18 protein-coding genes are annotated in these 25,512 nt (G+C 41.6%); 6 read left to right on the forward strand and 12 right to left on the reverse strand.

What is annotated here, in order from left to right; genetic code table 11:
- Positions 1-12: 12 nt before the first annotated feature.
- The 4 genes from IEZ33_RS09050 to nadC form a co-directional block, all read right to left on the reverse strand.
- A complete protein-coding gene (locus tag IEZ33_RS09050) occupies positions 13-816 on the reverse strand; it encodes a putative metalloprotease CJM1_0395 family protein (RefSeq protein WP_191603323.1) in 804 nt (267 codons plus the stop codon).
- Between the two features lie 101 nt (positions 817-917).
- A complete protein-coding gene (gene pta, locus IEZ33_RS09055; RefSeq protein ID WP_191603324.1) occupies positions 918-3,008 on the reverse strand; it encodes a phosphate acetyltransferase in 2,091 nt (696 codons plus the stop codon).
- A gap of 36 nt (positions 3,009-3,044) precedes the next feature.
- Positions 3,045-4,247 carry an acetate/propionate family kinase gene (locus IEZ33_RS09060; protein WP_191603325.1) on the reverse strand — a complete coding sequence of 401 codons (1,203 nt, stop codon included), beginning with the start codon at positions 4,245-4,247 and terminating at the stop codon, positions 3,045-3,047.
- Complete coding sequence (gene nadC, locus IEZ33_RS09065; protein ID WP_191603326.1) at positions 4,247-5,095, reverse strand: carboxylating nicotinate-nucleotide diphosphorylase; 849 nt, start codon at positions 5,093-5,095, stop codon at positions 4,247-4,249. Before nadC ends, IEZ33_RS09060 begins: the two co-directional genes overlap by 1 nt.
- A gap of 862 nt (positions 5,096-5,957) precedes the next feature.
- On the opposite strand from nadC, the gene aceE reads away from it, so the two are divergent.
- Entirely contained in the window at positions 5,958-8,624 is a 2,667-nt protein-coding gene (aceE, locus tag IEZ33_RS09070) for a pyruvate dehydrogenase (acetyl-transferring), homodimeric type (protein WP_191603327.1), read from the forward strand.
- Positions 8,625-8,718: 94 nt separating this feature from the next.
- Complete coding sequence (gene aceF, locus IEZ33_RS09075) at positions 8,719-10,689, forward strand: dihydrolipoyllysine-residue acetyltransferase (RefSeq protein ID WP_191603328.1); 1,971 nt, start codon at positions 8,719-8,721, stop codon at positions 10,687-10,689.
- A gap of 310 nt (positions 10,690-10,999) precedes the next feature.
- On the opposite strand, the gene IEZ33_RS09080 is transcribed toward aceF, so the two are convergent.
- Positions 11,000-12,271, reverse strand: coding sequence for an NAD(P)/FAD-dependent oxidoreductase (locus IEZ33_RS09080; RefSeq protein ID WP_191603329.1), 1,272 nt, complete (start codon positions 12,269-12,271; stop codon positions 11,000-11,002).
- 85 nt (positions 12,272-12,356) lie between these two features.
- Positions 12,357-13,901 (reverse strand): L-piperidine-6-carboxylate dehydrogenase, encoded by a 1,545-nt coding sequence (gene amaB, locus IEZ33_RS09085; RefSeq protein WP_191603330.1) that lies wholly within the window; start codon positions 13,899-13,901, stop codon positions 12,357-12,359.
- 170 nt (positions 13,902-14,071) lie between these two features.
- On the opposite strand from amaB, the gene IEZ33_RS09090 reads away from it, so the two are divergent.
- On the forward strand, positions 14,072-14,938 hold the full coding sequence (locus IEZ33_RS09090) for a LysR family transcriptional regulator (protein WP_191603331.1): 867 nt from the start codon (positions 14,072-14,074) through the stop codon (positions 14,936-14,938).
- Positions 14,939-15,031: 93 nt separating this feature from the next.
- Here the strand turns inward: IEZ33_RS09090 and acnB are convergent, their stop codons facing one another.
- Together acnB and IEZ33_RS09100 are read right to left on the reverse strand one after the other, a co-directional pair.
- Positions 15,032-17,632 carry a bifunctional aconitate hydratase 2/2-methylisocitrate dehydratase gene (gene acnB, locus IEZ33_RS09095; protein WP_191603332.1) on the reverse strand — a complete coding sequence of 867 codons (2,601 nt, stop codon included), beginning with the start codon at positions 17,630-17,632 and terminating at the stop codon, positions 15,032-15,034.
- 194 nt (positions 17,633-17,826) lie between these two features.
- Positions 17,827-19,581: a formylglycine-generating enzyme family protein gene (locus IEZ33_RS09100; protein ID WP_191603333.1), complete on the reverse strand. Its 1,755-nt coding sequence runs from the start codon at positions 19,579-19,581 to the stop codon at positions 17,827-17,829.
- Positions 19,582-19,670: 89 nt separating this feature from the next.
- Here IEZ33_RS09100 and IEZ33_RS09105 point away from each other — a divergent pair, with 89 nt between their 5' ends.
- Positions 19,671-20,276, forward strand: a complete 606-nt coding sequence (locus IEZ33_RS09105; protein WP_191603334.1) for a MiaE family protein — start codon at positions 19,671-19,673, stop codon at positions 20,274-20,276.
- A 113-nt stretch (positions 20,277-20,389) separates the two neighbouring features.
- Positions 20,390-20,695, forward strand: coding sequence for a hypothetical protein (locus IEZ33_RS09110; protein ID WP_191603335.1), 306 nt, complete (start codon positions 20,390-20,392; stop codon positions 20,693-20,695).
- Positions 20,696-20,747: 52 nt separating this feature from the next.
- Here the strand turns inward: IEZ33_RS09110 and IEZ33_RS09115 are convergent, their stop codons facing one another.
- The 4 genes from IEZ33_RS09115 to queC form a co-directional block, all read right to left on the reverse strand.
- On the reverse strand, positions 20,748-21,536 hold the full coding sequence (locus IEZ33_RS09115) for a UDP-2,3-diacylglucosamine diphosphatase (RefSeq protein WP_191603336.1): 789 nt from the start codon (positions 21,534-21,536) through the stop codon (positions 20,748-20,750).
- A gap of 3 nt (positions 21,537-21,539) precedes the next feature.
- Entirely contained in the window at positions 21,540-22,037 is a 498-nt protein-coding gene (locus tag IEZ33_RS09120; RefSeq protein WP_191603337.1) for a peptidylprolyl isomerase, read from the reverse strand.
- A 56-nt stretch (positions 22,038-22,093) separates the two neighbouring features.
- Positions 22,094-22,744, reverse strand: a complete 651-nt coding sequence (gene queE / locus IEZ33_RS09125) for a 7-carboxy-7-deazaguanine synthase (protein WP_191603338.1) — start codon at positions 22,742-22,744, stop codon at positions 22,094-22,096.
- 107 nt (positions 22,745-22,851) lie between these two features.
- On the reverse strand, positions 22,852-23,508 hold the full coding sequence (queC, locus tag IEZ33_RS09130) for a 7-cyano-7-deazaguanine synthase QueC (RefSeq protein ID WP_191603339.1): 657 nt from the start codon (positions 23,506-23,508) through the stop codon (positions 22,852-22,854).
- 328 nt (positions 23,509-23,836) lie between these two features.
- Here queC and IEZ33_RS09135 point away from each other — a divergent pair, with 328 nt between their 5' ends.
- Entirely contained in the window at positions 23,837-25,507 is a 1,671-nt protein-coding gene (locus IEZ33_RS09135; protein WP_191603340.1) for a glutamine--tRNA ligase/YqeY domain fusion protein, read from the forward strand.
- Positions 25,508-25,512: the final 5 nt, after the last annotated feature.

Raw genomic sequence — 25,512 nt, forward strand, 5'->3', positions numbered from 1 at the left:
TTATCGTGTTGATTAAACCAATTGAGAGAGGGTACCTCCTATCGAATTTTGATTTTGTAAGTAAGACGCTAATTTGCTATCATTTCTTATCTTTTCGTTATTTGAATCATCTTTCTTTGTACTATCAGTAGTAGAAGATGACAGATTGGGTATTGGATTGTCAACCGTTTCGTTTTGCGATGTAGAGAGTTCAACTCTTGCTGCTGATATTTTAGTTTGTGCATCAGCGGCAATTTTTCTGTCGGCAGAAGAGGGTTCAGCAGGAGCAAGAGCGGCTTGATATACTTGCTTCATTTTATTAATAGTGGCTTCAGGGTCGTTAGGTATGACGCTGACGTCTATTGGAACTTCTCCTTCGACAGCATAGCGTTTCCCATCAGGCCCTTGTTCGTATGTGTAGCTCGGTGAGCCCGCATGACTTCCGCCAACTGAGGCGTGTGCCTGCTCATGAACTTTGACTTCGAGGTCTCTTGCTTTTAACGTTTCTACTTCTTTAGATTCTTCTTCTGTTAGTTGAACGCCAGCATTGCCATCGTTTTCATCCTCCGTCTGTTTAATGCTTTCTTGACTGTCGTCAGACGCTTTTTTATCATCGGTTGTATTTTCAACGGCTTCATCATTATCAAGCGAAATGGATGAAGCTCTCTGGTCTGTTTCGGCGAGTTGTCGGCTTTGTTCTGAAAGGGTTACCACTGTGGCAGAAGAGGTAAGGGTTTGATTCTCTTTGCGCGATAACGTATCTTCATTTTTCATAATATCGTGGTCAACGTAAGGTTGACTTTGGTAATTATGTAAATAAGAAAGCGAAACAGACATAGAACACCTTTAGATTTTATTAACAGAACTATAGCTGTCTTGTTAAACTTTGTCTATTTTTCGCTCTATTTTATACAGACAAAGTCTAACAATTGACGCTTCTAGGCGTTTGCGGCTTGTATTGCGGTAATAGCAATCGTATAGACTATATCATCGACTAACGCGCCTCTAGATAGGTCGTTGACAGGCTTTCGTATTCCCTGAAGCATAGGTCCAATGCTGACGACATCTGCACTACGTTGCACCGCTTTGTAAGTCGTGTTACCGGTGTTTAGGTCGGGGAAGATAAAGACCGTTGCCTTACCTGCTACTCTACTGTCTGGCGCTTTTTGTTTGGCCACCTTTTCCATAATAGCTGCGTCGTATTGCAGGGGACCATCAATCAAAAGGTCTGGCCTTTTGGATGAGGCAATTTGCGTGGCTTTTCTGACTTTATCTACATCATTTCCAACACCTGAAATACCCGTACTGTAACTGATCATAGCCACTCTTGGTGTGATGCCGAATGCGGCCGCAGAATCGGCACTTTGGATTGCAATTTCGGCTAGTTGTTCCGCTGTTGGATCAGGGTTGATCGCGCAATCACCATAAACAAGCACTTGATCTGGTAAGCACATGAAAAAAACTGATGAGACAATTGATGAATGTGGAGAGGTTTTTATGAGCTGTAAAGCGGGGCGAATGGTATTCGCTGTTGTGTGCACCGCACCTGAAACCAAACCGTCTACATCACCCACTTCTAGCATCATGGTCCCAAGAACAACGTTATCACCTAATTGTTCTTGGGCTACAATAGCGGTAAGACCCTTCTTCTTACGAAGCTCAACCATAGGGGCAATGTATTTCTCTCGAATTGCATTAGGATCAAGGATTTCAACTTGATCCGTTAACTCAATGCCGCTGTTCTTCGCTATACGAGTGATTTCATCTTTATCACCTAATAAGGTGCATCGAGCAATACCCCTTTCGGCACAGATCGATGCCGCCTGAATGGTGCGCAATTCGTTTCCTTCGGGTAAAACGATGCGTTTATTCAAGGCTCTTGCTTGCTCTATTAAGCGAAACCTAAAGGCTGGTGGAGAGAATTTTCTCTCTTCTTGGTTTAATGCAAAAGAATTAATCCAATCATGATCTATGCATCTAGCGATATGTTCTTTGACATTTAATATGCGCTCTTTGTCATCTAAGGGGATTTCTTGATTAAAAGACTGCATATTAATCGCCGTCTCCCAGCTATTGGATTCAACAGACAGTACAGGCAGTCCTTTTGCCATGGCTTTGCCACAGAGTGACATGAGTGAATCGCTTGGCTGGTAACCGCCGGTTAGAACAAGCGCGGATATCTTGATATCGTTTAATGCGGCAATGGCTGTTGCCATGATCACATCTGTGCGATCTCCTGGTGTAAATACCAATACACCAGGTTTGAGCGCTTCTAGCATGTTTTCAACACTGCGGGCACAAAGGGTAAATGATTGAACTCGACGAGTACTTATTTCCCCTTCATTTATTACTTTGGCATTTAAGAAATCGGCTACATCTTTGACCCTAGGATGCGTTAATTCATCTGATGCAGGGATTTGGCCTAGTAGGCTAAAGTTTCTTTTAAATATAGGTCTTTGAGCAAAAATGTCACCGTACGATTTTACACCTAATGAACCTGGAAGGGTTTTATTTAGGATGCATCCAATAACGTCATTTGCTTTAATTCCACCGTATGAGCCGGCTGCAATTTCTACATGATGTTCGAGCTCATTTGGTTTCATTTTATTGGGTGCTGTTACTAATACCAGTCCGGCATCTAAAGTTTTGGCAATCGCCTTATTAAGGCGCGTTGCGTATGGGTGCCCCGGAATCTGTGCCAAGCCTTCCACAATAACTGTTGAACCAGGCTCTATTGATGCTTGAAACCGTCCAACTACTTCTTCCATCAATTCATTGAGCTTGTCATTGTAAAGGTATCTCTCGGCTTCATTCAAAGAAATAGGTTCAACAGGCGATAGGCTAGACCCTTGAGATACCATTGCTGTGGATCTATCTGGGCCACTGTCAGATGGATGTGGTTGTGAGATAGGCTTGAAAAAACTGGCTTTGAGCCCTTGTTGTTCAAGAGCCCTAACAAGGCCAACAGATACGGAAGTAAGTCCAACTCCTGGTCCTGTTGGTACGGTCATCAATACGTTCGTTGGCATTTTAGTTTTCCACCATGTGGGAAGGTAATAAAAGCATTAGTTTACTGGTTCATTTTTTATTAGGTTAATGGTATCAATAGCAATCATTTTTTCTTCATTTGTGGGTATTACCCAAATGTGTGCACTTGAGTTTTCATCCGATATCAAGCAAATTTCTGATCTGGCCATGTCTGTATTTTTAATCGCATTAATTTTTATATTGAACGCTTTTAAGTTGTCACAAACTTTCCTTCTTATGTAAGAAGAATTTTCACCAATTCCGCCAGTAAATACAATGTGGTCAATTGAATCTAGTGTTGTTGCCGCACTCATTAATTGCTTGGCGGCTCTGCTTGCAAACATATCTAAAGCGAGTTTTGCCTTTTCATTACCGGCTAACATGGCTTCTTCAAGTTTACGGCAATCGTTCGATAATTCAGAGATACCTAAAAGACCACTTTTCTTATTGAGTATATCAATGGTGTCTGAGATAGAGGTCTGCTCTTTTTCAGCAATAAAAGCCAATAAACTTGGATCTACACTGCCTGAACGGGTTCCCATAATGAGACCATCTAATGGAGTCAGACCCATGCTTGTGTCAGTTGATTTTGCTGAATTAATGGCACAAACACTGGCCCCATTTCCCAAATGGGCAACGAGAACACCTTGTTTAAGGCTTTGAGGGTTAATTGTTCCTAGTTTGGCGCTTACGTAACGATAGCTGGTACCATGGAAGCCATATTTTCTAAAATGATATTCTTGATAATATTTTGCCGGTATACCGTATAAAAATTGCTCAGGAGAGAGTGTTTGATGAAAGGCTGTGTCAAAAACAGCGACTTGTGGGAGTGTTGGGAAGAGTGATTTAGCAATTTCAATGCCCTTTAAGTGAGCTGGGCTATGCAAAGGTGCTAATTCTGAGCATTTATTCAAGGCGGTGAGTACGTCATCATTAATTAATACTGAAGCGCTAAAAGATTCGCCGCCATGTACGATTCTGTGGCCAATGCCTTTTAGATCTGCTTTTATTGACTCATTAATATCAAGCCAATTGCTTATCTGAATCAAAGCGGATTTGTGGTTTGATGTTGGTAATGCATGAAAGTGTTTTTGTCCGTCAAATTTAATCGTTAAACGACCTTGATTCGACCCTAAGCCTTCGGCAATGCCTTCTACCAAGATGAGATCACCGTCGTTGGATAGAATGGCGAATTTTAATGATGAGCTGCCACTATTTATAACAAGAATTGTGTCATCCATTAGCATTCCTCTAACACACGTAGCGATAAGTCAATCGCATTAACATGTTTGGTTAACGCACCAATTGAGATGTAATCAACACCTGTATGGGCGACGTTGAGCAAGTCTTTCTTAGTCATATTGCCTGATGCCTCAAACTTCACTTGTGAACCATACTGTTGTACGGCTAGAGTCATATCTTCAAGGGTAAAATTGTCGAGCATAATTATATTGGCACCGGCCACAACGGCTTGTTTAACCTCATCTAAATTTTCTGTTTCGACTTCGATCGCTTTTCCTGGTGCGATGTTTTTCGCCATTGTAACGGCTTTTTCGATTGAGCCAGCGGCCATAATATGATTTTCTTTTATTAAGAAAGCATCGTATAGACCGATTCTATGATTTTTGGCTCCGCCAACAGTCACTGCGTATTTTTGTGCCAATCTTAACCCCGGAATGGTTTTGCGAGTATCTAAAATAGTGAGATTGGTCCCCTTAACACTGTCTGAATATTCTCTAGCAACTGTTGCAGTATAGGACAAGGTTTGTATAAAATTCAAAGCGGTCCTTTCTGCCGTTAATATGGAACGTGCAGAGCCTTTAATGACTAAGAAAGGTTTGTTCGCTTCAAGTAGGTCGCCCTCTTTTGCTAACCAGGTCAAAGACACGTCGCGATCAATTTTAGTGAAAACAGCTTCCACCCATAAAGTGCCACATAGCACGGCCGGCTCTCGACTGATAACGTTGGCTGTCAATGTGTTTTCAATGGGAATAAGTTGGGCTGTAATGTCGCCACTTCCTATGTCTTCTTTTAATGCAACGTCCACTTGCTGAATGATAGACGTATGAAAGTGATCATCGAGTGTCATGATATTGAATTCCAGTAAATTAAAACCGTTCTATTGTAGCTTTTTATTCTTATGTCGTCAGTTAATGTCGTTTAGATTAAACAAAAAACTGTGGATTAATCGATGCATAAAGCAACGGTAGAAAGTACTAGCGTGTATTGGTTTTTGTATAAAGCATGTTCACGTGACAAATGAAAATTGATTGCTTCAGGGGTAGGTTGAAAAGGTAAAAAGGTAAAGATGCCACCTAAGTAGTGGTTTATAATCAATATTCACTCTGTGAATGTTTTTGGGTATGCGCCTAAAAATGAAAAGATGTACCCTAAGCACTTCGATTTATAACTAAAAAAATTCACAATTACCTTAGAATTGTAGGTGGTTTTATTGCCTACATTAAATAAAGGTGTCTTGTCCAGTCTAGGCGATGTAAAAATTAGGTGTTACTCTTAGCTCAACTTGTAAGAAGGTAAGACTTTGTTTACATATTAAAAATGCTTTTAAGTTCTGAGAATTAAGGTGCAAATCTATTCCAGTTCTAAAGGCATTTTTAATATTTTGTAAATATAAAATCACTTTATTTACTAGCATCTGGATATGAGTTTTTTATCAAAAAAATTTTTTCCACAAAGAGTTCCAATTAAATAAACGATTCAAGTGATTCATAAATGACGTTGAATAGAGATAAAATAATAACTCTGCGCATTTGATAGATTACTCTGGTCATGTCTTTGTTCTTGCTATGAACACGGCATACCTCTGGCTGGTTTTTACGCTAATGGTAGTGTAAATTCCGACGTTTCGTTTAACTCTTCCATATCATTGACTCACAAAGTCAAGCGATGTGGATTTTAGAATCTGTTCTTATGGCGGGGGTTATAACACTATGACGGAGCAGCATATACTCGAAGATATCGATCCAACTCAAACAAAAGAGTGGCTTGATGCACTGGAGTCTGTCCTTCGAGAAGAAGGTCCTGAACGCGCAAAATTTCTTCTTGAAAGTTTAACAAAGGAAGCAGCTAAAGCCGGTACACCGATGCCTGCTTCTATAACGACATCTTATCGCAATACCATTTTGCCTCACAATGAGAAAACGCTACCTGGCGACTTATTTATGGAGCGTAAAATTCGCTCTATTATTCGTTGGAATGCATTGGCAATGGTAATGAAAGCGAACCGTATTGATTCGACACTTGGTGGACACATTACCAGTTTCTCATCAGCTGCGACGCTATATGATATTGGTTTTAACCATTTTTTCCGTGGTAATACAGAAAAACAAGACGGTGATATGGTCTTTTTTCAGGGTCACATTTCTCCTGGGATTTATGCTCGTTCTTACATAGAAGGACGCTTAACAGATGAGCAGTTGGATAACTTCCGTCGTGAAGTCGATGGTAAAGGTCTTTCTTCTTATCCGCATCCTTGGTTAATGCCTGATTACTGGCAGTTCCCGACGGTATCTATGGGTCTTGGCCCTTTACAAGCTATTTACCAAGCACACGTTATGAAGTATCAACATAGCCGTGGTTTGGTTGATCAAGGTGACCGTAAAGTATGGGCGTTTTTAGGTGATGGTGAATGTGATGAGCCTGAATCCTTAGGTGCTATTGCTTTAGCTGGACGTGAAAAGCTTGATAATTTGATTTTCGTTATTAACTGTAATTTGCAGCGTCTAGATGGTCCTGTGCGTGGTAATGGTAAAATCGTTCAAGAGCTTGAAGGCGTGTTTCGTGGTGCTGGCTGGAATGTCGTCAAATGCCTATGGGGTCGTCATTGGGATCCGTTATTTGAAAAAGATGACAAAGGCTTACTGATAAAGCGTATGGATGAAGTTTGTGACGGTGAGTTGCAAAATTACAAAGCAAATGGTGGTGCTTATACGCGCAAACATTTCTTTGGTAAGTATCCAGAGCTTTTGGAAATGGTTAAAGATATGTCTGATGACGATATCATGAACCTGAACCGTGGAGGGCATGATCCATATAAAGTTTATGCCGCCTATGCAGAAGCAACATCTCATAAAGGTCAGCCAACTGTTGTTCTTGCTCAAACCGTTAAAGGTTACGGCATGTTCAAAGCCGCAGAAGCTCAAAACACGGCTCACCAAACCAAGAAATTGGATGAAGAGTCATTGGCTATGTTCCGTGACAAATTCGGCATTCCAATTTCTGATGAAGAGTTGAAGGATCTTCCTTACTATCGTCCAGCTGAAGACAGTCCTGAGATGAAGTATTTAAGGAGTCGTCGTGCGGCACTTGGTGGTGATTTTCCTGTAAGGCGTCGTGAGTGTGAAGCATTAGAAGTGCCTTCTCTTGAAACCTTTAAAGCTCAGTTACAAGGTACGAAAGGTCGTGAAATTTCGTCAACAATGGCGTTTGTTCGTGTTCTTAATACCCTTGTAAAAGATAAAAAAATCGGTCACCGAGTCATTCCTATTGTAGCGGATGAAGCGCGAACTTTTGGTATGGAAGGTATGTTCCGTCAGTTGGGTATTTACTCAGCAGAAGGGCAAAAGTACACACCTCATGATCATACTCAGATCATGTATTACAAAGAAGATGCGAAAGGTCAAATACTTCAAGAGGGTATTAACGAAGCGGGAGCGATGTCGGCTTGGTTAGCCTGTGCGACTTCTTACAGTAATAGTAATTACCCTATGATTCCTGTGTACATTTACTACTCAATGTTTGGTTTCCAGCGTATTGGTGATTTGGCTTGGGCGGCAGGTGACTCTCAGGCGCGTGGTTTCTTGATTGGTGCTACAGCAGGGCGAACTACATTAAATGGTGAAGGTTTGCAGCATGAAGACGGCCATTCTCATATCATTGCTGGCACAATTCCAAACTGTGTTTCTTATGACCCAACCTACTCATATGAAGTTGCGGTTATTGTGCAAGACGGTATGCGCCGTATGTACCAAGAGAAAGAGAGTGTTTTCTATTACTTAACAGTAATGAATGAAAATTACACGCATGAAGATATGCCTGAAGGTGTCGAATCCGATATTATCCAGGGTATGTATAGGCTTCAGGAAAATACCAAAAAAGGCAATAAGAATCACGTTCAATTACTTGGTGCTGGTGTCATATTGCGTGAAGTAGAAGCGGCGGCCGACATCTTATTGAATGAGTATGGTGTTAATTCTGATGTATTTAGTGTTACTTCTTTCAATGAGCTTCGTCGTGAAGGTTTGGATGTTGAGCGTTGGAATATGTTGCACCCAGAAGCAGAAGCAAAAACGTCTTTTGTTGCTTCTATGTTAAATGGTGAAAGTCCAGTTATTGCTTCAACAGATCATATGAAACTGTATGCTGATCAAATTCGCCCATTTGTTAAAGGGTCATATAATGTCCTTGGCACGGATGGCTTTGGTCGCAGTGATACTCGTGAAAAACTACGTCACTTCTTTGAAATTAACCGTTATTGGGTCGTTGTGTCTTCATTGAAGGCGCTGGCGGACAAAGGAGATATTGACGCATCTGTTGTAACACAAGCAATCGTTAAGTTTGGTTTAGACCCTGAAAAGCCTAATCCAGTTACTTGCTAATTGTCAGTCAACTAATAGTTCATCGACCTAGATAGCTTAGGTCGATGTGGTTTTTTTGTTTATTTGATGCGTCTTTACGACAAAGGAGATTTCCGTGAGTACAGAAATCATTCGCGTACCTGATATTGGTGGTGCAGCCGATGTCGATGTAATCGAGATTAATGTTAGCGTTGGTGACATAATCGAGGTTGATCAACCTATTATTGTATTAGAAACAGATAAAGCGTCAATGGATGTTCCGTCTCCGTTGGCAGGTAAAGTCTCTAGTATATCTATTTCAGAAGGTGACCAAGTTTCTGAAGGTTCTGTTATTTTGGAACTTGAAGTAAGCGATTCAGGAGCAGAAGCGCAGCCCTCTAAAACTGAGGCTCCTTTGGCTGAGCCTGAAGTGTCAGCGCAGAACGAAGCGGCGGCTGTTGCTCCGGCTGTGTCAAATTCAGCGGCGACTAATCAATCAGTTGTTGTTCCTGATATCGGTGGGGCAACAGACGTTGAGGTTATTGAAATTTGTGTATCCGAAGGTGACGATGTGGAAGAGGGCGATTCAATAATCGTGCTTGAAACTGACAAGGCCTCAATGGATATACCTGCCCCTTTTAGCGGTAAAGTAGGTGCTATCAGTATTTCAATAGGCGATAAGGTGTCAGAAGGCAGTGCTATGATGATCATTTCTTCATCGTCTGCTGTCGCTACGCCTATGGAATCGGCACCTCAAGAGCCGGTCTCTGCTCCTGAGCCAGTGACCGAATCGGCCGCTGCGCCTGTCGAAACGGCTGGCGGAGTTGAGTCTGTTAATGTGCCTGATATTGGTGGGGCAACCAATGTTGATATCATTGAAGTGGCTGTTGCAATAGGTGACAAAGTTGCTGAAGGCGACTCAATTATTGTGCTTGAAACAGATAAGGCGTCTATGGAAATACCTGCGCCAAAATCTGGGGTAGTTAAGTCAATTTCAGTTAAAGAGGGTGACACCGTTTCTGAGGGTGATTTGATTCTTGAGTTAGAGGTTGAGGGCGCTTCAGCTCCATTGCCATCTACTAGCAAGGCTTCACCTACAAAAGCAGAATCGACTGATTCCTCTGTTAAGTCAGTCGCGCCATCTTCTGCTCCAGTGGCTAGCAAAAACTCTGCTGTTTTGTCGGCACCTTCGAAAAAGGTGCATGCCGGCCCTGCGGTGCGTATGTTAGCGCGTGAGCTTGGTGTTGATCTCACTCTTGTGCGAGCTACGGGACCTCGTGGTCGTATCTTGAAAGAAGATTTGCATGCTTATGTGAAAGAGGCGGTTAAAGCCTCTGTGTCGACGCCGACACAAGCTGTACCTTCTGGTGCAGGCATTCCTCAAGTACCAGATGTTGATTTTAGTCAGTTTGGTGAAATTGAAGTTATTAAAATGAGTAAAATTCAAAAACTTACGGCTCAGAACATGTCCCGTAATGCTTTGGTTGTACCTCATGTAACTCAATTTGACAAAGCGGATATCACCGACTTAGAAGCGTTCCGCAAAGGGCTTAAAGCTGAGATGGAGAAGAAGGGTATTAAACTGACGCCACTTCCTTTCTTAATCAAAGCGGCTGCTCAAGCATTGGTTGAAAACCCTTCGTTTAATGTTTCCTTGAAGGCAGATGGTGAAAGCTATGTGCAGAAACATTACGTAAATATCGGTATTGCTGTCGACTCGCCTATTGGCTTGGTGGTTCCTGTTTTGCGTGATGCGGATAAGAAGTCTGTTATTCAGATAGCGGAAGAGGCTAATGCTCTTATTAAGAAAGCACTAAATAAGCAGCTTAAGCCGAATGATATGCAAGGTGGTTGTTTTACTATTTCTAGCTTAGGCGCCATTGGAGGGACGGGTTTTACACCTATCGTAAACTGTCCTGAAGTTGGTATCTTGGGCGTATCTAAGGCCGATATTGAGCCTAGATGGAATGGTAAAGACTTTGAGCCTAGAACCATGTTGCCATTGTGTTTGTCTTATGATCATAGGGCGGTAAATGGTGGTGATGCAGGTCGTTTCCTGACTTATCTGAACTCTATACTAAGTGATTTACGCCGTATGGTGTTATAAATTTAGTGTGATTTGCACGTTAGGTTATTTAAAAAACCCACTTTGAAAGTGGGTTTTTTTTGTTTGCAAGAAAATCTTTAAGGGGTTGGGGTAATATATGGAGTTTGTTCGCTTGGTTGCATTAAGTAATAATAGTAAAGCTTTTATCTTTAATATTTAATTATTGAAATGTCTTGAATGTTGTTGTTGATGTGTTAAATGTATTTTTACTCTAAGATGAAGTATGAAGATGGTTCGTATTATAGGGTGATAAATTAATAGAATATGCGGACGATATTCTATTAATTGGTGGTTATTTGCTTGTCTTTAGCTAGTCTAATGCGTGAGTTTGCTGACCAAGGTGATAAGTATGTGCACCGACTTCATAAAACATTCTCTTTAGTTCTCGAAAGGGGATGTTTCTCAGTAATGTTGTCGGAATCGATAGGTCCTCTATCTGGCCTGCAAACCATTGCGCTAATTCAGCACCAACAACAGTGCCTGGCCCGATACCTCGGCCACTGTAGCCTGCGACACTAAATAGGCCATTCTGTAACTGCTGGCAATGAGGTAAATGGTCTTCGCTGTAGGCTATTTTACCTGTCCAGCAGTAATTCCATTCAACTTTATTGAGTATTGGAAATATCTCTTTAACCCGTTGTGTTGCCCAGTTCTTTAATACTTCACCTTCACCACCCATACCGCCAAAAACTAAACGTCCTTGTTGATCAAGGCGAAAGGAGCTCATTACCGTACAGGTATCCCAAACCCCTTCTTTATTCGGTAAAATACTCGCAAGCTCAGCCTCTGTCAAAGGTTTGCTCGCAAGTTGAGAATAGAAAATTGGAACGAACTTACGTGCTTGTTCTTTAACGCCGTGTTCGCTGTAGGCGTTGGTTGCTAAAATGACTTTTTCGGCATGAACTGTACCCTGTTGGGTGGTAACCGCCCAGCCGTTTTCAATAGGCTCAATCCTATCGACTGGTGAATAGTCAAAAAGCTTGGCGCCTTCTTTTATGGCGGCTTCAGCTAGCCCTCTTGCATAAGCTAAAGGCTGAATCGTGCCAGCACGTGGATCAAATAAAGCGGAATTAAATTTATCAGATCCAATACGTGATTGAGCTTGGCAGGCGTCTAGGAGCTGAACTGGTGCGCCACGGCGACTAAGTTGTTCATATCGACGCTCTAGTTGCGCTAACCCTGTTTTGCCTACTCCGGCATGAAGTGTTCCATGACGAGTTGCTTCACATTGAATGTCATACTCTTTAATTAACCCGTAAACGTAATCTGGAGCGAGCGCTAGTGCGTCGTAAAGTTTCTTGCCAGCCTCAAGCCCAATGGTTTTGTCGAGTTGATCTGGTTCTAACCAAAGGCCAGCGTTGGCTAAACCAACATTTCTACCAGATCCACCAAAACCAATTTCTTGAGCTTCAATAACAGCGACAGAAATCCCTAATTTAGCCATATGAAGAGCAGCGGATAATCCTGTAAAACCGCCTCCTACAATCACAACATCAACCTCTAAATGACCGTCCAGAGGTGACAGTAAGGGGGCGGCTGGAGCGCTAGCTCGCCATAAGGAATCACATGAAAGTTCAGGCATAACGACCACCTCAGTAGCGACCATCGCAAAAAATAATGAGTAGGGCTCGACTAAGGTGTGCTTAGTCGAGCAGCATAGATGTTTATTATTCGAATACAATACCTTGAGCCAATGGTAGATCACCACCATAATTTACGGTATTTGTGGTGCGGCGCATGTAGTTTCTCCAGGCATCTGAGCCAGATTCGCGACCACCACCTGTTTCTTTCTCGCCTCCGAAAGCGCCGCCAATTTCTGCTCCAGAAGTACCGATGTTAACATTGGCAATGCCGCAGTCAGAACCAGCAGGAGACATAAATAACTCGGCCTCACGCATACTCTCGGTAAAGACAGCGGATGATAAGCCTTGAGGCACTTCATTTTGAATATCGATTGCTTGATCGAATGTGCTGTAAGTTAACACATACATTATTGGTGCAAATGTTTCTTGATGCACAATTGGTGCATCGTGTGCGATGCGAACAATGGCAGGTCTAACATAAAAGCCACCAGCTGGAACGCCTTCAGTAACGCGTTCTCCACCACAAACAACGGTACCACCTTGTTGCTTCGCAGTTTCAAGTGCGGCTTGCATGCGAGCGAAGCTACTTTCATCAATTAATGGACCGACTAAATTACCGGCTTCCAATGGGTTGCCAACAGGCAAGGATTTGTAGGATTTGACTAAACGTTCCACTAGACCATCCACAATGCTTTCATGGGTGATTAGTCTGCGCAAGGTTGTGCAGCGTTGACCCGCCGTGCCTGCGGCAGAGAATACAATTGCTCGCAAGGCAAGTTCAAGATCAGCTGTTTCTGAAACAATCATTGCATTGTTGCCACCAAGCTCTAGCAGTGAGCGGCCTAAACGACCAGCCACTGTTTTAGCTACTGAACGCCCCATGGCGGTTGATCCGGTAGCGGATACCAGAGGGAAAGTTTCGTTTGCTGCAATGGCTTCTCCTAGATCACGATCGCCAATCATTACACAGACAGCGGCTTTTGGAATATCAGGCATATCAGCGATTACGTTTTGCGCTATTTGATACATGGCTAAAGCACACAAAGGGGCTTTTTCGGATGGTTTAAGTAAGATTGGGTCACCACATACTAAACCAAGCATGGCATTCCAGGCCCATACAGCCATTGGGAAGTTAAATGCGGTAATAACAGCAACAGGGCCAAGGGGTTGCCATTGCTCCATCATTCTATGGCCTGGACGTTCAGAAACAATGGATAAGCCATGTAGCATGCGAGATTGGCCAACCGCAAAGTCACAAACATCAATCCATTCTTGAACTTCTCCTAGCGCTTCAGGCACAATTTTACCCGCCTCAAGCGAAATAACTTGAGCAAGCTCATTTTTATATTTTCGTGCTTCATCACCAATGCGGCGAACCAGCTCACCACGTCGTGGGGCGGGTATAGTACGTAGTACTTTAAAGGCTTCTTTCAATTCTGTGTTCACTGTATCCAGTTGCTCAGGTGAAGCATTTTTAAAACTTGATAGTTTCGTGCCATCGATCGGGCTATGAGCCGAAAATACATTGCCACTGCCTAAAGCTAATGTGTTACCGGTGAGTAAGCTAAAATAAGTATCATCTTGCTTAAGTGTGTTGATACCAAGTTTTTCTAGGCATGTTAATGACATAGGGACCTCTTTAATTGATTTGTAATAAGTTATTTTCAACAGTAACGATTAATGACTTGAATGAGAAATACCGTTTTTCTGTTAGAGGTCTAGGTTTTAGCTATAGCGTAGAGGATTATCTATAGGTATATTGAAAATAATTTTAACCTTGACACCAAAATGGACCTACCATGGATATTCGATCTTTGCGTTATTTTATTGCTGTTTACGAGGAGCGAAGCTTAAGTTCGGCCGCTAAGCGTTGTTTTGTGGCACAGCCATCCATATCGACCACAGTGGCGCAACTAGAAGACGATTTAGCGACTAAGTTATTTGTTCGGCATTCAAAAGGTGTTTCTCCTACTGACAGCGGCACTCATTTGTATCCGTATGCTTGCAAGATGGTGAGCGATTTATCGGCAATTAAAAGTATGTTTATTGATTCTCCCGCCCCTTTATCACTTTCAATTTCATTGGCGCCTTTTTTGTCTGGCGCTTTAATTAGCCAAGTTATAAAAACCATGCTAGATGAGGTTCCGGGATTAGCCTTAAAGCTAGTGAATGAATCGGAAAGTGCAGACTTGCGTTTTACCTGCAATCGTTATGCGGCTGAAGACGATGTGTTTTACCCCTTATGGGAAGATGATTATGTAATTGCTATGCCTATAGGTCATTGGCTATCCGATTTTTCATCTATTTCAATTAGACAAATCGACAAGCAGCCTTTTATCTCACGTACCTCATGCGATATTTTGGAATCTTGGAATTACCTAATGCAAAAGCAGGAGTTAACAACGGATGTGAGAGCGGAAGTTAAAACAGAAGAATATGCATTGGATTTGGTGGCGGCTGGCTTAGGTATTTCATTAATTCCGGAGCATTCTTCTCGTGGTCGGAATGATCTCTGCTTAAGGCCTTTAAATGATGTGAAGTTAAAACGAGTGGTTGGTTTAGCGCATAAAAAAGAACGTAGTTTTCCTGCTCATCTTCTCAATACAATTTTAGCGGCTAAGCAGCAGCTCATTAAGAAGGGAGTGGCAGAAAAACGATTGGCTTGACGTTTATGCTATTGAAAATATGACTAGACATTTTAGCCGATAAAAAAACCCCTCGTGGGAGGGGTTTTTGTTTTAGCAAATGCGATTTAGTTATTAAGCCGTGGCATCTGTAGCAATAACAGAAGACGCTTTCTTAACAAAATCACCCATCTTGTCAAAGTTTAAGTATGAATAAACTTCAGCAGACATGCTGTTGATTTTGTTTGCATATTCTAAGTATTCTTCCGTTGTTGGAAGTTTTCCTAAAAGGGATGAAACGGAAGCTAACTCAGCAGATGCAAGGTATACATCAGCACCATTACCAAGACGATTCGGGAAGTTACGTGTTGATGTAGATACAACTGTCGACTTTTCAGCTACGCGTGCTTGGTTACCCATACACAGTGAGCATCCAGGCATTTCCATGCGTGCCCCTGCTTTACCAAAGATGCTGTAATAGCCTTCATCAGTAAGTTGCTGTGCATCCATCTTTGTTGGTGGAGCAATCCATAAGCGCGTTGGTACTACCTTGCCTGCGGCATCAAGAAGCTTGCCTGCAGCACGGAAGTGTCCGATATTCGTCATACAAGATCCGATGAATACTTCATCAATTTTCGTTCCTTGCACTTCAGACAATAAGCGAGCATCATCAGGATCGTTTGGTGCGCAAAGGACAGGCTCTTTGATTGTGTTCAAGTCAATTTCGATAATAGTATGGTATTCAGCATTTGCATCTGCACGCATTAACTGAGGGTTAGCCAACCACTCTTCCATTGCTTTCGCTCGACGTTCAATAGTACGTGGATCACCGTAACCCTCAGCAATCATCCAACGTAACATAACAATATTGGAACGCAGGTATTCAGCAACCGATTCTTCAGAAAGGTTAATAGTACAACCTGCAGCGGAGCGTTCTGCTGATGCATCTGATAATTCGAAAGCTTGTTCTGCTGTTAGGTTTTCTAAACCTTCTATCTCAAGGATTCGTCCAGAGAAAACGTTTTTCTTACCTTTTTTCTCTACAGTCAAATGACCTTCTTGGATGGCTTGGTAAGGAATGGCATGAACCAAGTCACGTAACGTAATACCGGGCTGCATTTCACCTTTAAAGCGAACTAAAACAGATTCAGGCATATCAAGTGGCATAACACCTGTTGCGGCCGCAAAAGCTACTAAACCAGAGCCAGCAGGGAAAGAAATGCCAAGAGGGAAGCGCGTATGAGAGTCACCACCAGTACCTACAGTATCAGGTAGTAGCATGCGGTTCAGCCAAGAGTGAATGATGCCATCTCCTGGGCGAAGGGCAACACCCGCACGATTCATAATGAAATCTGGTAATGTGTGGTGGGTAACAACATCAACAGGTTTTGGGTAAGCCGCCGTGTGACAGAACGATTGCATTACTAAGTCGGCAGAGAAACCTAGGCAGGCCAGGTCTTTTAATTCGTCACGAGTCATTGGGCCAGTCGTATCTTGCGAACCAACCGTCGTCATTTTTGGTTCACAGTAAGTGCCAGGACGAACGCCGGCCACACCGCAGGCTTTACCAACCATTTTTTGAGCAAGAGTATAGCCTTTGCCTGTATCAGCGGTTTCACCTGGCGTTTTAAATAAGTCTACAGGGCCAAGGCCAAGAAGTTCGCGTGCTTTTGTGGTTAAGCCACGACCAATGATTAGAGGTATACGACCGCCAGCTCGAACTTCATCTAGTAATACTTCCGTTTTTAATTCAAACGTACTAATCACTTCATTAGTACCGTGCTTTTTCACGACGCCTTCATAGGTGAAAATGTCAATTACATCGCCCATTTCTAGATCATTAACATCCATTTCGATTGGCAGTGCACCAGCATCTTCCATGGTGTTAAAGAAAATAGGAGCGATTTTACTACCAATACAAACACCGCCAGCACGTTTATTTGGGATGAATGGGATATCATCCCCCATATGCCATAATACAGAGTTTGTTGCAGATTTACGGCTTGACCCTGTGCCAACAACATCACCAACATAGGCTAGAGGGAAGCCCGTCTCTTTTAATGCTTCAATTTGTTTGATTGGGCCAATTGTGCCGTCATCATCAGGGTTAATCCCTTCACGAGACATTTTAAGCATGGCATTAGCGTGTAACGGGATGTCAGGACGAGACCAAGCATCAGGGGCGGGTGAAAGGTCATCAGTATTGGTTTCGCCAGTTACTTTAAAAACAGTGACTGTGATTTTTTCTGCTGGCTTTGGTTTGGATGTAAACCATTCGCCTGCTGCCCAAGATTGAATAATTGCTTTTGCATGCTCATTGCCTGCACTCGCTTTCTCTTCAACATCATGAAATGCATCAAAGACCAATAAAGTATGTGACAACGCTTTAACAGCAATTGGGGCAAGAGCATCATTATCGAGGCAGGAAATAAGCGGTTGAATATTATAACCACCTAACATTGTGCCAAGTAGTTCTGTTGCTAATTCTGGAGAGATTAAAGGAGAGTTTGCCTCTCCTGTTGTTATTGCGGAAAGAAATCCTGCTTTTACATAGGCGGCTTGGTCAACACCCGCTGGGATTCTATTCTTTAAAAGATCAAGAATAAACTCGTCTTCACCTGCTGGTGGATTTTTTAGCAGTTCAACAAGTTCGGATACTTGATCCGCTTCAAGTGGTTTTGGTGGAATGCCTTCTAAAGCGCGTTCTTCTACGTGTTTACGATATGCTTCTAACACAATTAATTCCCCTATATTATTATCCATCTATTTGAATCGTTAAATAGATACGATGTTTGGGAGGTTTTATTATAATTAAATAAGCCTCCTGTAATTAATAACTACCATTTTATAGGAATATGTTCATAAAAAACGCTTCTTAGTCATAACATTTCAGAATAAGGGGCATTTAGTAGAATTATTCTTATTTAAAATCAAAGGTTTGAAGGGGTTTTAACCTCCCTTGTAACTCTGAATCCCCAATTACTGGCTTTTAAATTAGGGTCAGCCCGATAACGGGTGGCACTTCTACCTACTCTAGGGATGTCAAACCAAGAACCTCCTCGTATTACTCGACTATCGCAGAGGCCTGAATTCCATATTGTGTTTGACGTTGGTGCATCGGTGTAATCGTCGTGATAACAGTCTTCAACCCATTCAGCAACGTTGCCATGCATATCAAAGAGACCAAGAGGGTTGCTCAGCAAACTCCCAACGGGGGCGGTCGATTTTCCATCCCACTGGCTGCCACAGCCATCACAAACCGAATAACCTGGATTGACATCGTTGCCATACCAGAAAGAGGTGTTTGATCCAGCTCTTACTGAATACTCCCATTCAATCTCGGTAGGAAGACGATAGTTTTCGTCTGTCTGTTGCGTAAGCCATTGGGTGTACGACTTTGCGTCATGCCAGCTAACATTAATGACAGGGCGGTTGCCTCGCCCCCAGCCATTATCAGAGGGCAGGGGTCTATTGGTTGATAGCGCAAATAAATCATATTGATCAAAGGTTACTTCAGAGGCACTAATATAAAACCCTGTCGGAATAGTGACCGTATGAATTGGCTTTTCATTATCATCCCCGATATTCTGCTGATCACCCATTTCAAAAGTGCTTGGGTGAATTTTAGTCACTTCTGGCGCTTTTTTGCCTATGGCTAAATTATCTTGAATGGTTTTTGGCAATGATTCAAACCGCTCTTCAGCCGTTTGCTTGGTAACAGATTGAAGAGGGAGGCTTTGTTTGTCCTTCTTCTCAATTTCATCAGGCGGAGAAAAAGCGATTAATAGCGTAGTGGCCATAATAAATGACGATGTCACGCCAGCAAGACCCATTTTTTGTTTTTTTGTGAGCTTTTTTATCTGTTTAGATGGGCGTCTATCAAGGTTTTTGTTGGTAGTGGCTTGATACAGATTTGCTCTTAATAAGCGAATAACGTCAATGAGGTTGTTTGGTCTTTGCTTTACAGGTGTTCTGCACCAGTTACAGATCGTTTTCCAGTCTTTAGTGTTTATAAATGCGTGTGATGATGGAAAGTCAATGGAACCATCATCAGAAACTTTTGACTCACCCAACAAAGACGCGAACAGAAGTCTCATAAAGGAATACGCATCTGTTTTTGAATTGACTTTTCTTGGTTCCACTTTAGATTCTGGCGCGATAAAACGTAGGTCTGCGTCTGCTTCAGAAATGGATTTTAACCAGTTGTTGTGTCCAAATGCCACCATAATGCCAACCCCGTTGACAACATGAATATGATTAAGATCTAGAGTTCCATGGAATAGGTTGTTTGCATGAGATTGATCTAACGCCTTGGCAATACCTTCAAAAATACTAATTACAACATTAAGGGGGGCTCCGTCTGGGTACTTTCCTAAGTAACTATAAAGTTTCTCACCGCCACAAACCGCTGATGCACTGAAAACCCAAAGGGTTGAATAAAAAGGGGGATAATTAGGCGTAATGCAAGGGTGTTTTAAATTCAAATGTTTTCTGGCGTTCGCTAAAAAATCATCTGATGAACCTTTCATGGGATCAAAAAATCTTAATACAAAAGGGCGGCCAGCTTGATCGGCAACCCATGAACTCTTTGTATTACCTAAAGGGTAATTTAGTGTGTAAGGTTCCAGTTCAAGACCAACCTTTACGCCTATAGATAATTTGTTTGGGTCAAAAAACTGATTCATTGGCAAAATGGTATCCAAATCAAATAGTTGTTACTTAAAATTTTGTAGAATTGCTATAATCCGTGTTTTTAAAGCAAAAAGGTAGAGAAATGTTATCGTCTTATCCAGAATTAATGGCTTTTTTGCCTTGCCCTTCTCCTGAGGCTTGGGTTCACTGGGCCTTAGAAAATCAAGAAATTATGCTAATTGATCATGCTCACTGTGAAAAAAAAGCCGCTTCAACGGCAATGAGTTTAATGTATCGTTATGTTGAGAGAGATAATTTATTGCATAAAATGTCTCGTTTAGCCAGAGAAGAGCTGATTCATTTTGAACAGGTTCATAAGTTAATGAAAAAGCGTCAGGTTTCCTATCAACATTTGGCAGCGGCAAGATACGCTGATGGATTGCGCAAGCAAATTCGTACGCATGAACCGGCTAGACTGGTAGACACGCTGATCGTTGGCGCCTTTGTTGAAGCGAGGTCGTGCGAACGGTTTGCCGCTTTAGCTCCGCATTTAGACGATGAATTATCGGCTTTTTATTTATCATTGTTGAAATCTGAAGCAAGGCATTTTGAAGACTATCTAGCCTTAGCACAAGAATACAGTGAAGAAGACATTACCGAAAGAGTGTCTTTATTTCGACGTATTGAAGAAAAATTAATCCTTGAGCCTGATGAAGTGTTCCGCTTGCATAGTGGGCCACCCAATTAAGCATTAATTTTACAGCAAGCCGAGAAATTAACGTCTCTTTAAAAAAGATTTTTATATTCTTCAAAAAATGCTGCTACACTTTTTTGTATAAGAGCAAGAAACTGGAGAATATCATGAAAGATAAACTTGCAGATGTAACGTTTTGGTTGGCAGTAGAAATTTCCAAAAGTGATCCACCGGTTAACTTAGATGAAATTTATCAGGGGTCTCTTGAGCTAGACTATTTATATCAAGTGTTAACGAATCGTGCTCAAAGTCACTGGTTATCGACCTATAAAGAAGAGCTAACGCCTGTATTGGTTAATAATGCTTTTTTTCGCGCCATTGCCTTCTTATATGATAGAAAGGTAGAGTATGAGCGTGCACGAAGTGCAAAAGAAACCATTTGGGTAAAAGATTTACTGCATTTACAAATGTAAATGCAGTGCTGCGCCATCCATCTCCATCAGGGATAAAATTGGCCTGAGATTGTTAGACGGCAAGTTGGTGGGCTAATTGAAGAGAGGTTAGCTCCCAATCACATGATGTATTTATTGAGTTTGCTGGAGTCTTGTATTGTGTTAATGAGTCATCATCCAATACAGCAACCCAGACTTCTTGGTCCCAGTCCCCTAAGACCAACCTGTCGTAATGATTCTCATGATGTAGAAAGGGTTTATGAGTGTGTCCATGAATGCAAACACGGCATTGGTGTTGTTCTAATTTGTTGGCTATTTCAGACTCAGTCACATCCATAATGTCATTGTGTTTATCTGAAGACATGCTCTTACTGTCGTTACGTAGCTTTTCTGCCAAGCTTATTCGTTGTTCAAGAGGCATCGATAAAACCTGTTCTTGCCATGCTTTCTGGCGCACTTGAGTTCTGAATGACTGATACTCTAAGTCTTCAGTGCAGTACTCATCACCGTGAGACAGTAAAATAGACGTCTTGCTATTGGGTGTAATAATGGAATGCTCGGTTAAAAATGTTGCACCGGTTTCTGCTAACCACTCCTTTCCTAATAAGAAGTCTCTATTGCCGTGCATTATAAATAAAGAAGTGTGACTGGTTTGCAAAGAGATCAGTGCCTTTATAATGTCTTTATTCCAGTTTGGTTTATAATCATCGCCGATCCATGCTTCGTAAAAATCACCCAATATATACAGTTCGGAAGGATGTCTGTCCGTTTTGTTAATTTGCTCAATTAATAAAACAAACGCCCGAATTAAATCCGGGCGTTTGTCACTTAAATGCAAATCAGATATAAAATATCGATGCATTTTTTACTCTTTAATAATCTCAGCACTTTCAATAATAACATCTTCAACGGGCACATCTTGGTGACCCGATTTGGATGTTGTAGCCACTTCTTTGATCTTATTTACAACGTCAATACCCGCTGTCACTTTACCAAAAACAGCATAGCCCCAGCCATTCGTTGTTTTTGACTTGTGGTTTAAGAAGCCGTTGTTGCCAACATTAATGAAAAACTGAGCAGAGGCTGAGTGTGGGTCCATAGTGCGAGCCATAGCAACCGTGCCAATTTCATTTGTTAGGCCATTGTCGGCTTCGTTTTCAATCGTTTCATTGGTTTCTTTTTGTGTCATACCAGGCTCAAATCCACCACCTTGGATCATAAAGCCATTGATAACACGGTGAAAGATCACACCGTTGTAAAAACCTGACTCAACATACTGTTCAAAGTTCTTGGCTGTCTTAGGCGCTTTTTCGTAATTCAACTCAAGGGTTATATCGCCATAGTTAGTGTGTAGAACGATCATAGTAAGTTTCCTTATAAAGGGTTGGTTCAAATAAATGATATAAAATTGAAATATCGTTAATCAATGTTGAGCATTTTATGTGTTTGTAAGCTCAGACGCCACCGTGGATTACATAAACAGTAATCTAAAGTTAAATTTTGTGAGCTTTCTGGCGAAATTTTATCCAAAGGTAAATGGCTTTGATCCATTGGTTGCAAGTAAAAGTGGTCAAATTTCAAGGATTCAAAACGTTCTGGAGATAAATGTTTTTGTGGATACACCAGTTTAAGCTCATTTCCACTATCAATTTTCAAAGGTTGTTCTGTTTTGGGGCTTACGCAGATCCAATCGATGTTATCGGGTATAGGTAATGTGCCATTCGTTTCAATGGCGACCTCAAAACCAAATGAGTGCATTGACTCAACTAAGTCGTTATCCAACTGAAGTGCGGGCTCTCCTCCAGTGAACACGACATATTTATGGTTGTGTTGTGCTGGCCATAATGCATTTAGATGATTGGCTAAGTTTGCAGCGGTTGTAAATCTGCCGCCATTTTGACCATTTGTGCCGATAAAATCGGTATCGCAGAATTGGCAGTCTGAAGAAAGTCTATGTAACTCTTTACCAGACCATAAATTGCATCCAGTAAAACGACAAAATATTGATGGGCGGCCTGAGTGCGCGCCTTCCCCTTGAAGGGAGTAGAAAGCTTCTTTAATAGAGTACATGTTACGCCTTTAGGTTACTCGAAAACAGTCGAGACAACAGTAAGTAACTTTAGCTGGTGGATTAGGCAATCTGTGGAACAGAAACTAATCAACTAAAATTGGTTTGGTTATTCGTATGCTATAGGGTCTTGCTTTCCTTGTTGGTCAAATGCCTCTAACCGCTCAACACAAGAACCACATTTACCGCATGCTTTTTCTCTACCGTTATAGCATGTCCAGGTGTCTGAATAATCCAATCCCATCTTCAAACCCGCGGCGAGTATTTCACCTTTAGTGTTGTTCAAATAAGGTGTTACGATGTCGACAGGTTCGTAGTTGGCAATTCTTGAAACGGCGTTCATAGCATGAACAAATTCCGGACGACAATCTGGGTATATATGATGATCTCCGGAATGAGCACCATAATAGACAGCGCTGGCTTCTAATGAAACGGCATAGGCAATTGCCATAGACAATAAAACCATATTGCGATTTGGAACGACCGTTGATTTCATGTTGTCGCTTTCATAATGTCCTTCAGGAATATCAATGTCACTGGTAAGAGAAGACCCCGCCATTAATGAGTTGATGCTACTGATATCAACTACTTTGTGAGGTATGGAAAAATCACCGCACACTTTTTGAGCGACATTTAATTCTTTTGAATGTTTTTGACCATAATTAAAGGAAATGGCAAATACGTCGGCGCCTGTTTTGATGGCATGGTGTAACACAGTGAAGGAATCCATTCCTCCTGAGTATACAACGACTATTTTTTCGGGCATTTCTGACTCCTGATGCATTGTCGACGTTTTCTGAAGACAGCTTTTGATGTGTTAATCGTGTTTTGGGCGTTTATTTTGGCGAATTGTAACAGAAATAAAACGGGATAATATGAAAGAGCAGATGTGTAGATGGAAAATTTATTGGTGTTTGGTTACAAAACCAACTATTAACCATTGTTATTGGTGTTACTGTTTTTTTGTTGTGAAATTTCTGCGCTCCTAAGAGATATTTTAAGCGTGTATTATTACTAAAAAACCTAAATCAGATATACTAGATAGTAAAATTGACAATCTTGTTAGACGAACTTAGATCGGGACACGCATTTACATGTCAGAGACTTCAAAACCAGGCAACTTTATAACTCAAATTATTGATAAAGATAACGCATCGGGCAAGCATGGCGGCAATGTCATGACACGCTTCCCTCCAGAGCCAAACGGCTACCTTCACATTGGTCATGCTAAATCTATATGTTTGAATTTTGGTATTGCAGAGCGTTTCAATGGTAAGTGTAATTTACGCTTTGATGATACCAACCCAGAAAAAGAAAGTTTGGAATACATTAATTCAATCAAAAAAGACGTTCAATGGTTGGGTTTTCAATGGAATGATGAGCCGAAGTTTGCCTCAAATTATTTCGACCAACTGTTTGATTTTGCCGTTGAGTTGATAAAGTTAGAAAAAGCGTATGTCTGTAAACTTAACGCAGATCAAATGCGTGAATATCGAGGCACCCTGAAAGAACCGGGTAAAAATAGCCCTTATAGAGACCAATCGGCTGCAGAAAATTTAGCGTTATTTATGCAAATGAAAAACGGTGATTTTGCTGATGGAGAAATGGTCTTACGAGCGAAAATTGATATGGCAAGTCCGAATATCAATATGCGTGACCCCATTATTTATCGTATTCGCCATGTTCATCACCATCAAACTGGTGATAAGTGGTGTGTGTACCCAATGTATGACTTCACTCATTGTTTATCAGATGCATTGGAAAATATTACCCACTCGATTTGTACATTAGAATTTCAAGATCATAGACCACTTTATGATTGGGTTTTAGATACCTTGGGTACGGTGCATCCTCAACAAGTTGAGTTTGCGCGTTTAAACCTTAATTACACGGTTACAAGTAAACGTAAATTGAAACAATTGGTTGATGAAAATCACGTAGAGGGATGGGATGACCCTCGCATGTCGACTATTTCAGGTCTACGAAGAAGAGGTTATACCGCTAACTCAATACGAAATTTTTGTGAGCGTATTGGAGTGACTAAATCAGACGGTATTGTCGATGTGAGTATGCTAGAGCATGCGATTCGAGAAGACCTAGATCAAAATGCAAATCGTGCTATGGCTGTATTAAACCCAATTAAGGTTACTTTAACGAATTACCCAGAAGATAAAGAAGAAATATTTACGGTTAATAATCATCCTAAAAATGAGAGTGCTGGTACCCGAAACGTCCCTTTTTCAAAGAACTTATACATTGATGCGGCTGATTTCGCAGAGGTGCCGCCCAAAAAATGGAAGCGTTTGACTTTAGACAGTGCAGTTCGTTTGCGCGGTGGTTATGTTATTACATGTGATGAGTGTATAAAAGATGAACACGGTGATGTGGTAGAATTATTATGTCGCTATGATGAAAATACACTTGGAGTGAATCCAGAAGGGTATAAACCAAAAGGCGTTATTCATTGGGTAAGTGCTAAACATGCGATAACGGCTGAGGTTCGTTTATATGACCGTTTGTTTAATGAGTCGGCGCCGGATGCAAACCATGAGGGTAAAACCTTTTTAGATTTTATTAATGAAGACTCTTTGATTGTATTAAAAGAAGCCCAGCTTGAACCTTCTCTTGAATCGGCTGAGAAGGGTGCTGGCTTTCAATTTGAACGTGAAGGCTACTTCTGTCGTGATTGCGAATCTGATGCTATTGTATTTAATCGTACTGTTACGTTACGTGACTCTTGGGCAAAAATTGAAGCGAAAGGATAAACAAG

Origin of the sequence: Marinomonas algicola (assembly GCF_014805825.1) — a bacterium.
GTDB lineage: Bacteria > Pseudomonadota > Gammaproteobacteria > Pseudomonadales > Marinomonadaceae > Marinomonas > Marinomonas algicola.

Bases quoted from the DNA above. Each gene is read 5' to 3' on its own strand.
- IEZ33_RS09050 (WP_191603323.1), bottom strand. From the start codon at position 816: ATGTCTGTTTCGCTTTCTTATTTACATAATTACCAAAGTCAACCTTAC.
- pta (WP_191603324.1), bottom strand. From the start codon at position 3,008: ATGCCAACGAACGTATTGATGACCGTACCAACAGGACCAGGAGTTGGA.
- IEZ33_RS09060 (WP_191603325.1), bottom strand. From the start codon at position 4,247: ATGGATGACACAATTCTTGTTATAAATAGTGGCAGCTCATCATTAAAA.
- nadC (WP_191603326.1), bottom strand. From the start codon at position 5,095: ATGACACTCGATGATCACTTTCATACGTCTATCATTCAGCAAGTGGAC.
- aceE (WP_191603327.1), top strand. From the start codon at position 5,958: ATGACGGAGCAGCATATACTCGAAGATATCGATCCAACTCAAACAAAA.
- IEZ33_RS09080 (WP_191603329.1), bottom strand. From the start codon at position 12,271: ATGCCTGAACTTTCATGTGATTCCTTATGGCGAGCTAGCGCTCCAGCC.
- amaB (WP_191603330.1), bottom strand. From the start codon at position 13,901: ATGTCATTAACATGCCTAGAAAAACTTGGTATCAACACACTTAAGCAA.
- IEZ33_RS09090 (WP_191603331.1), top strand. From the start codon at position 14,072: ATGGATATTCGATCTTTGCGTTATTTTATTGCTGTTTACGAGGAGCGA.
- IEZ33_RS09100 (WP_191603333.1), bottom strand. From the start codon at position 19,581: ATGAATCAGTTTTTTGACCCAAACAAATTATCTATAGGCGTAAAGGTT.
- IEZ33_RS09105 (WP_191603334.1), top strand. From the start codon at position 19,671: ATGTTATCGTCTTATCCAGAATTAATGGCTTTTTTGCCTTGCCCTTCT.
- IEZ33_RS09110 (WP_191603335.1), top strand. From the start codon at position 20,390: ATGAAAGATAAACTTGCAGATGTAACGTTTTGGTTGGCAGTAGAAATT.
- IEZ33_RS09115 (WP_191603336.1), bottom strand. From the start codon at position 21,536: ATGCATCGATATTTTATATCTGATTTGCATTTAAGTGACAAACGCCCG.
- IEZ33_RS09120 (WP_191603337.1), bottom strand. From the start codon at position 22,037: ATGATCGTTCTACACACTAACTATGGCGATATAACCCTTGAGTTGAAT.
- queE (WP_191603338.1), bottom strand. From the start codon at position 22,744: ATGTACTCTATTAAAGAAGCTTTCTACTCCCTTCAAGGGGAAGGCGCG.
- queC (WP_191603339.1), bottom strand. From the start codon at position 23,508: ATGCCCGAAAAAATAGTCGTTGTATACTCAGGAGGAATGGATTCCTTC.
- IEZ33_RS09135 (WP_191603340.1), top strand. From the start codon at position 23,837: ATGTCAGAGACTTCAAAACCAGGCAACTTTATAACTCAAATTATTGAT.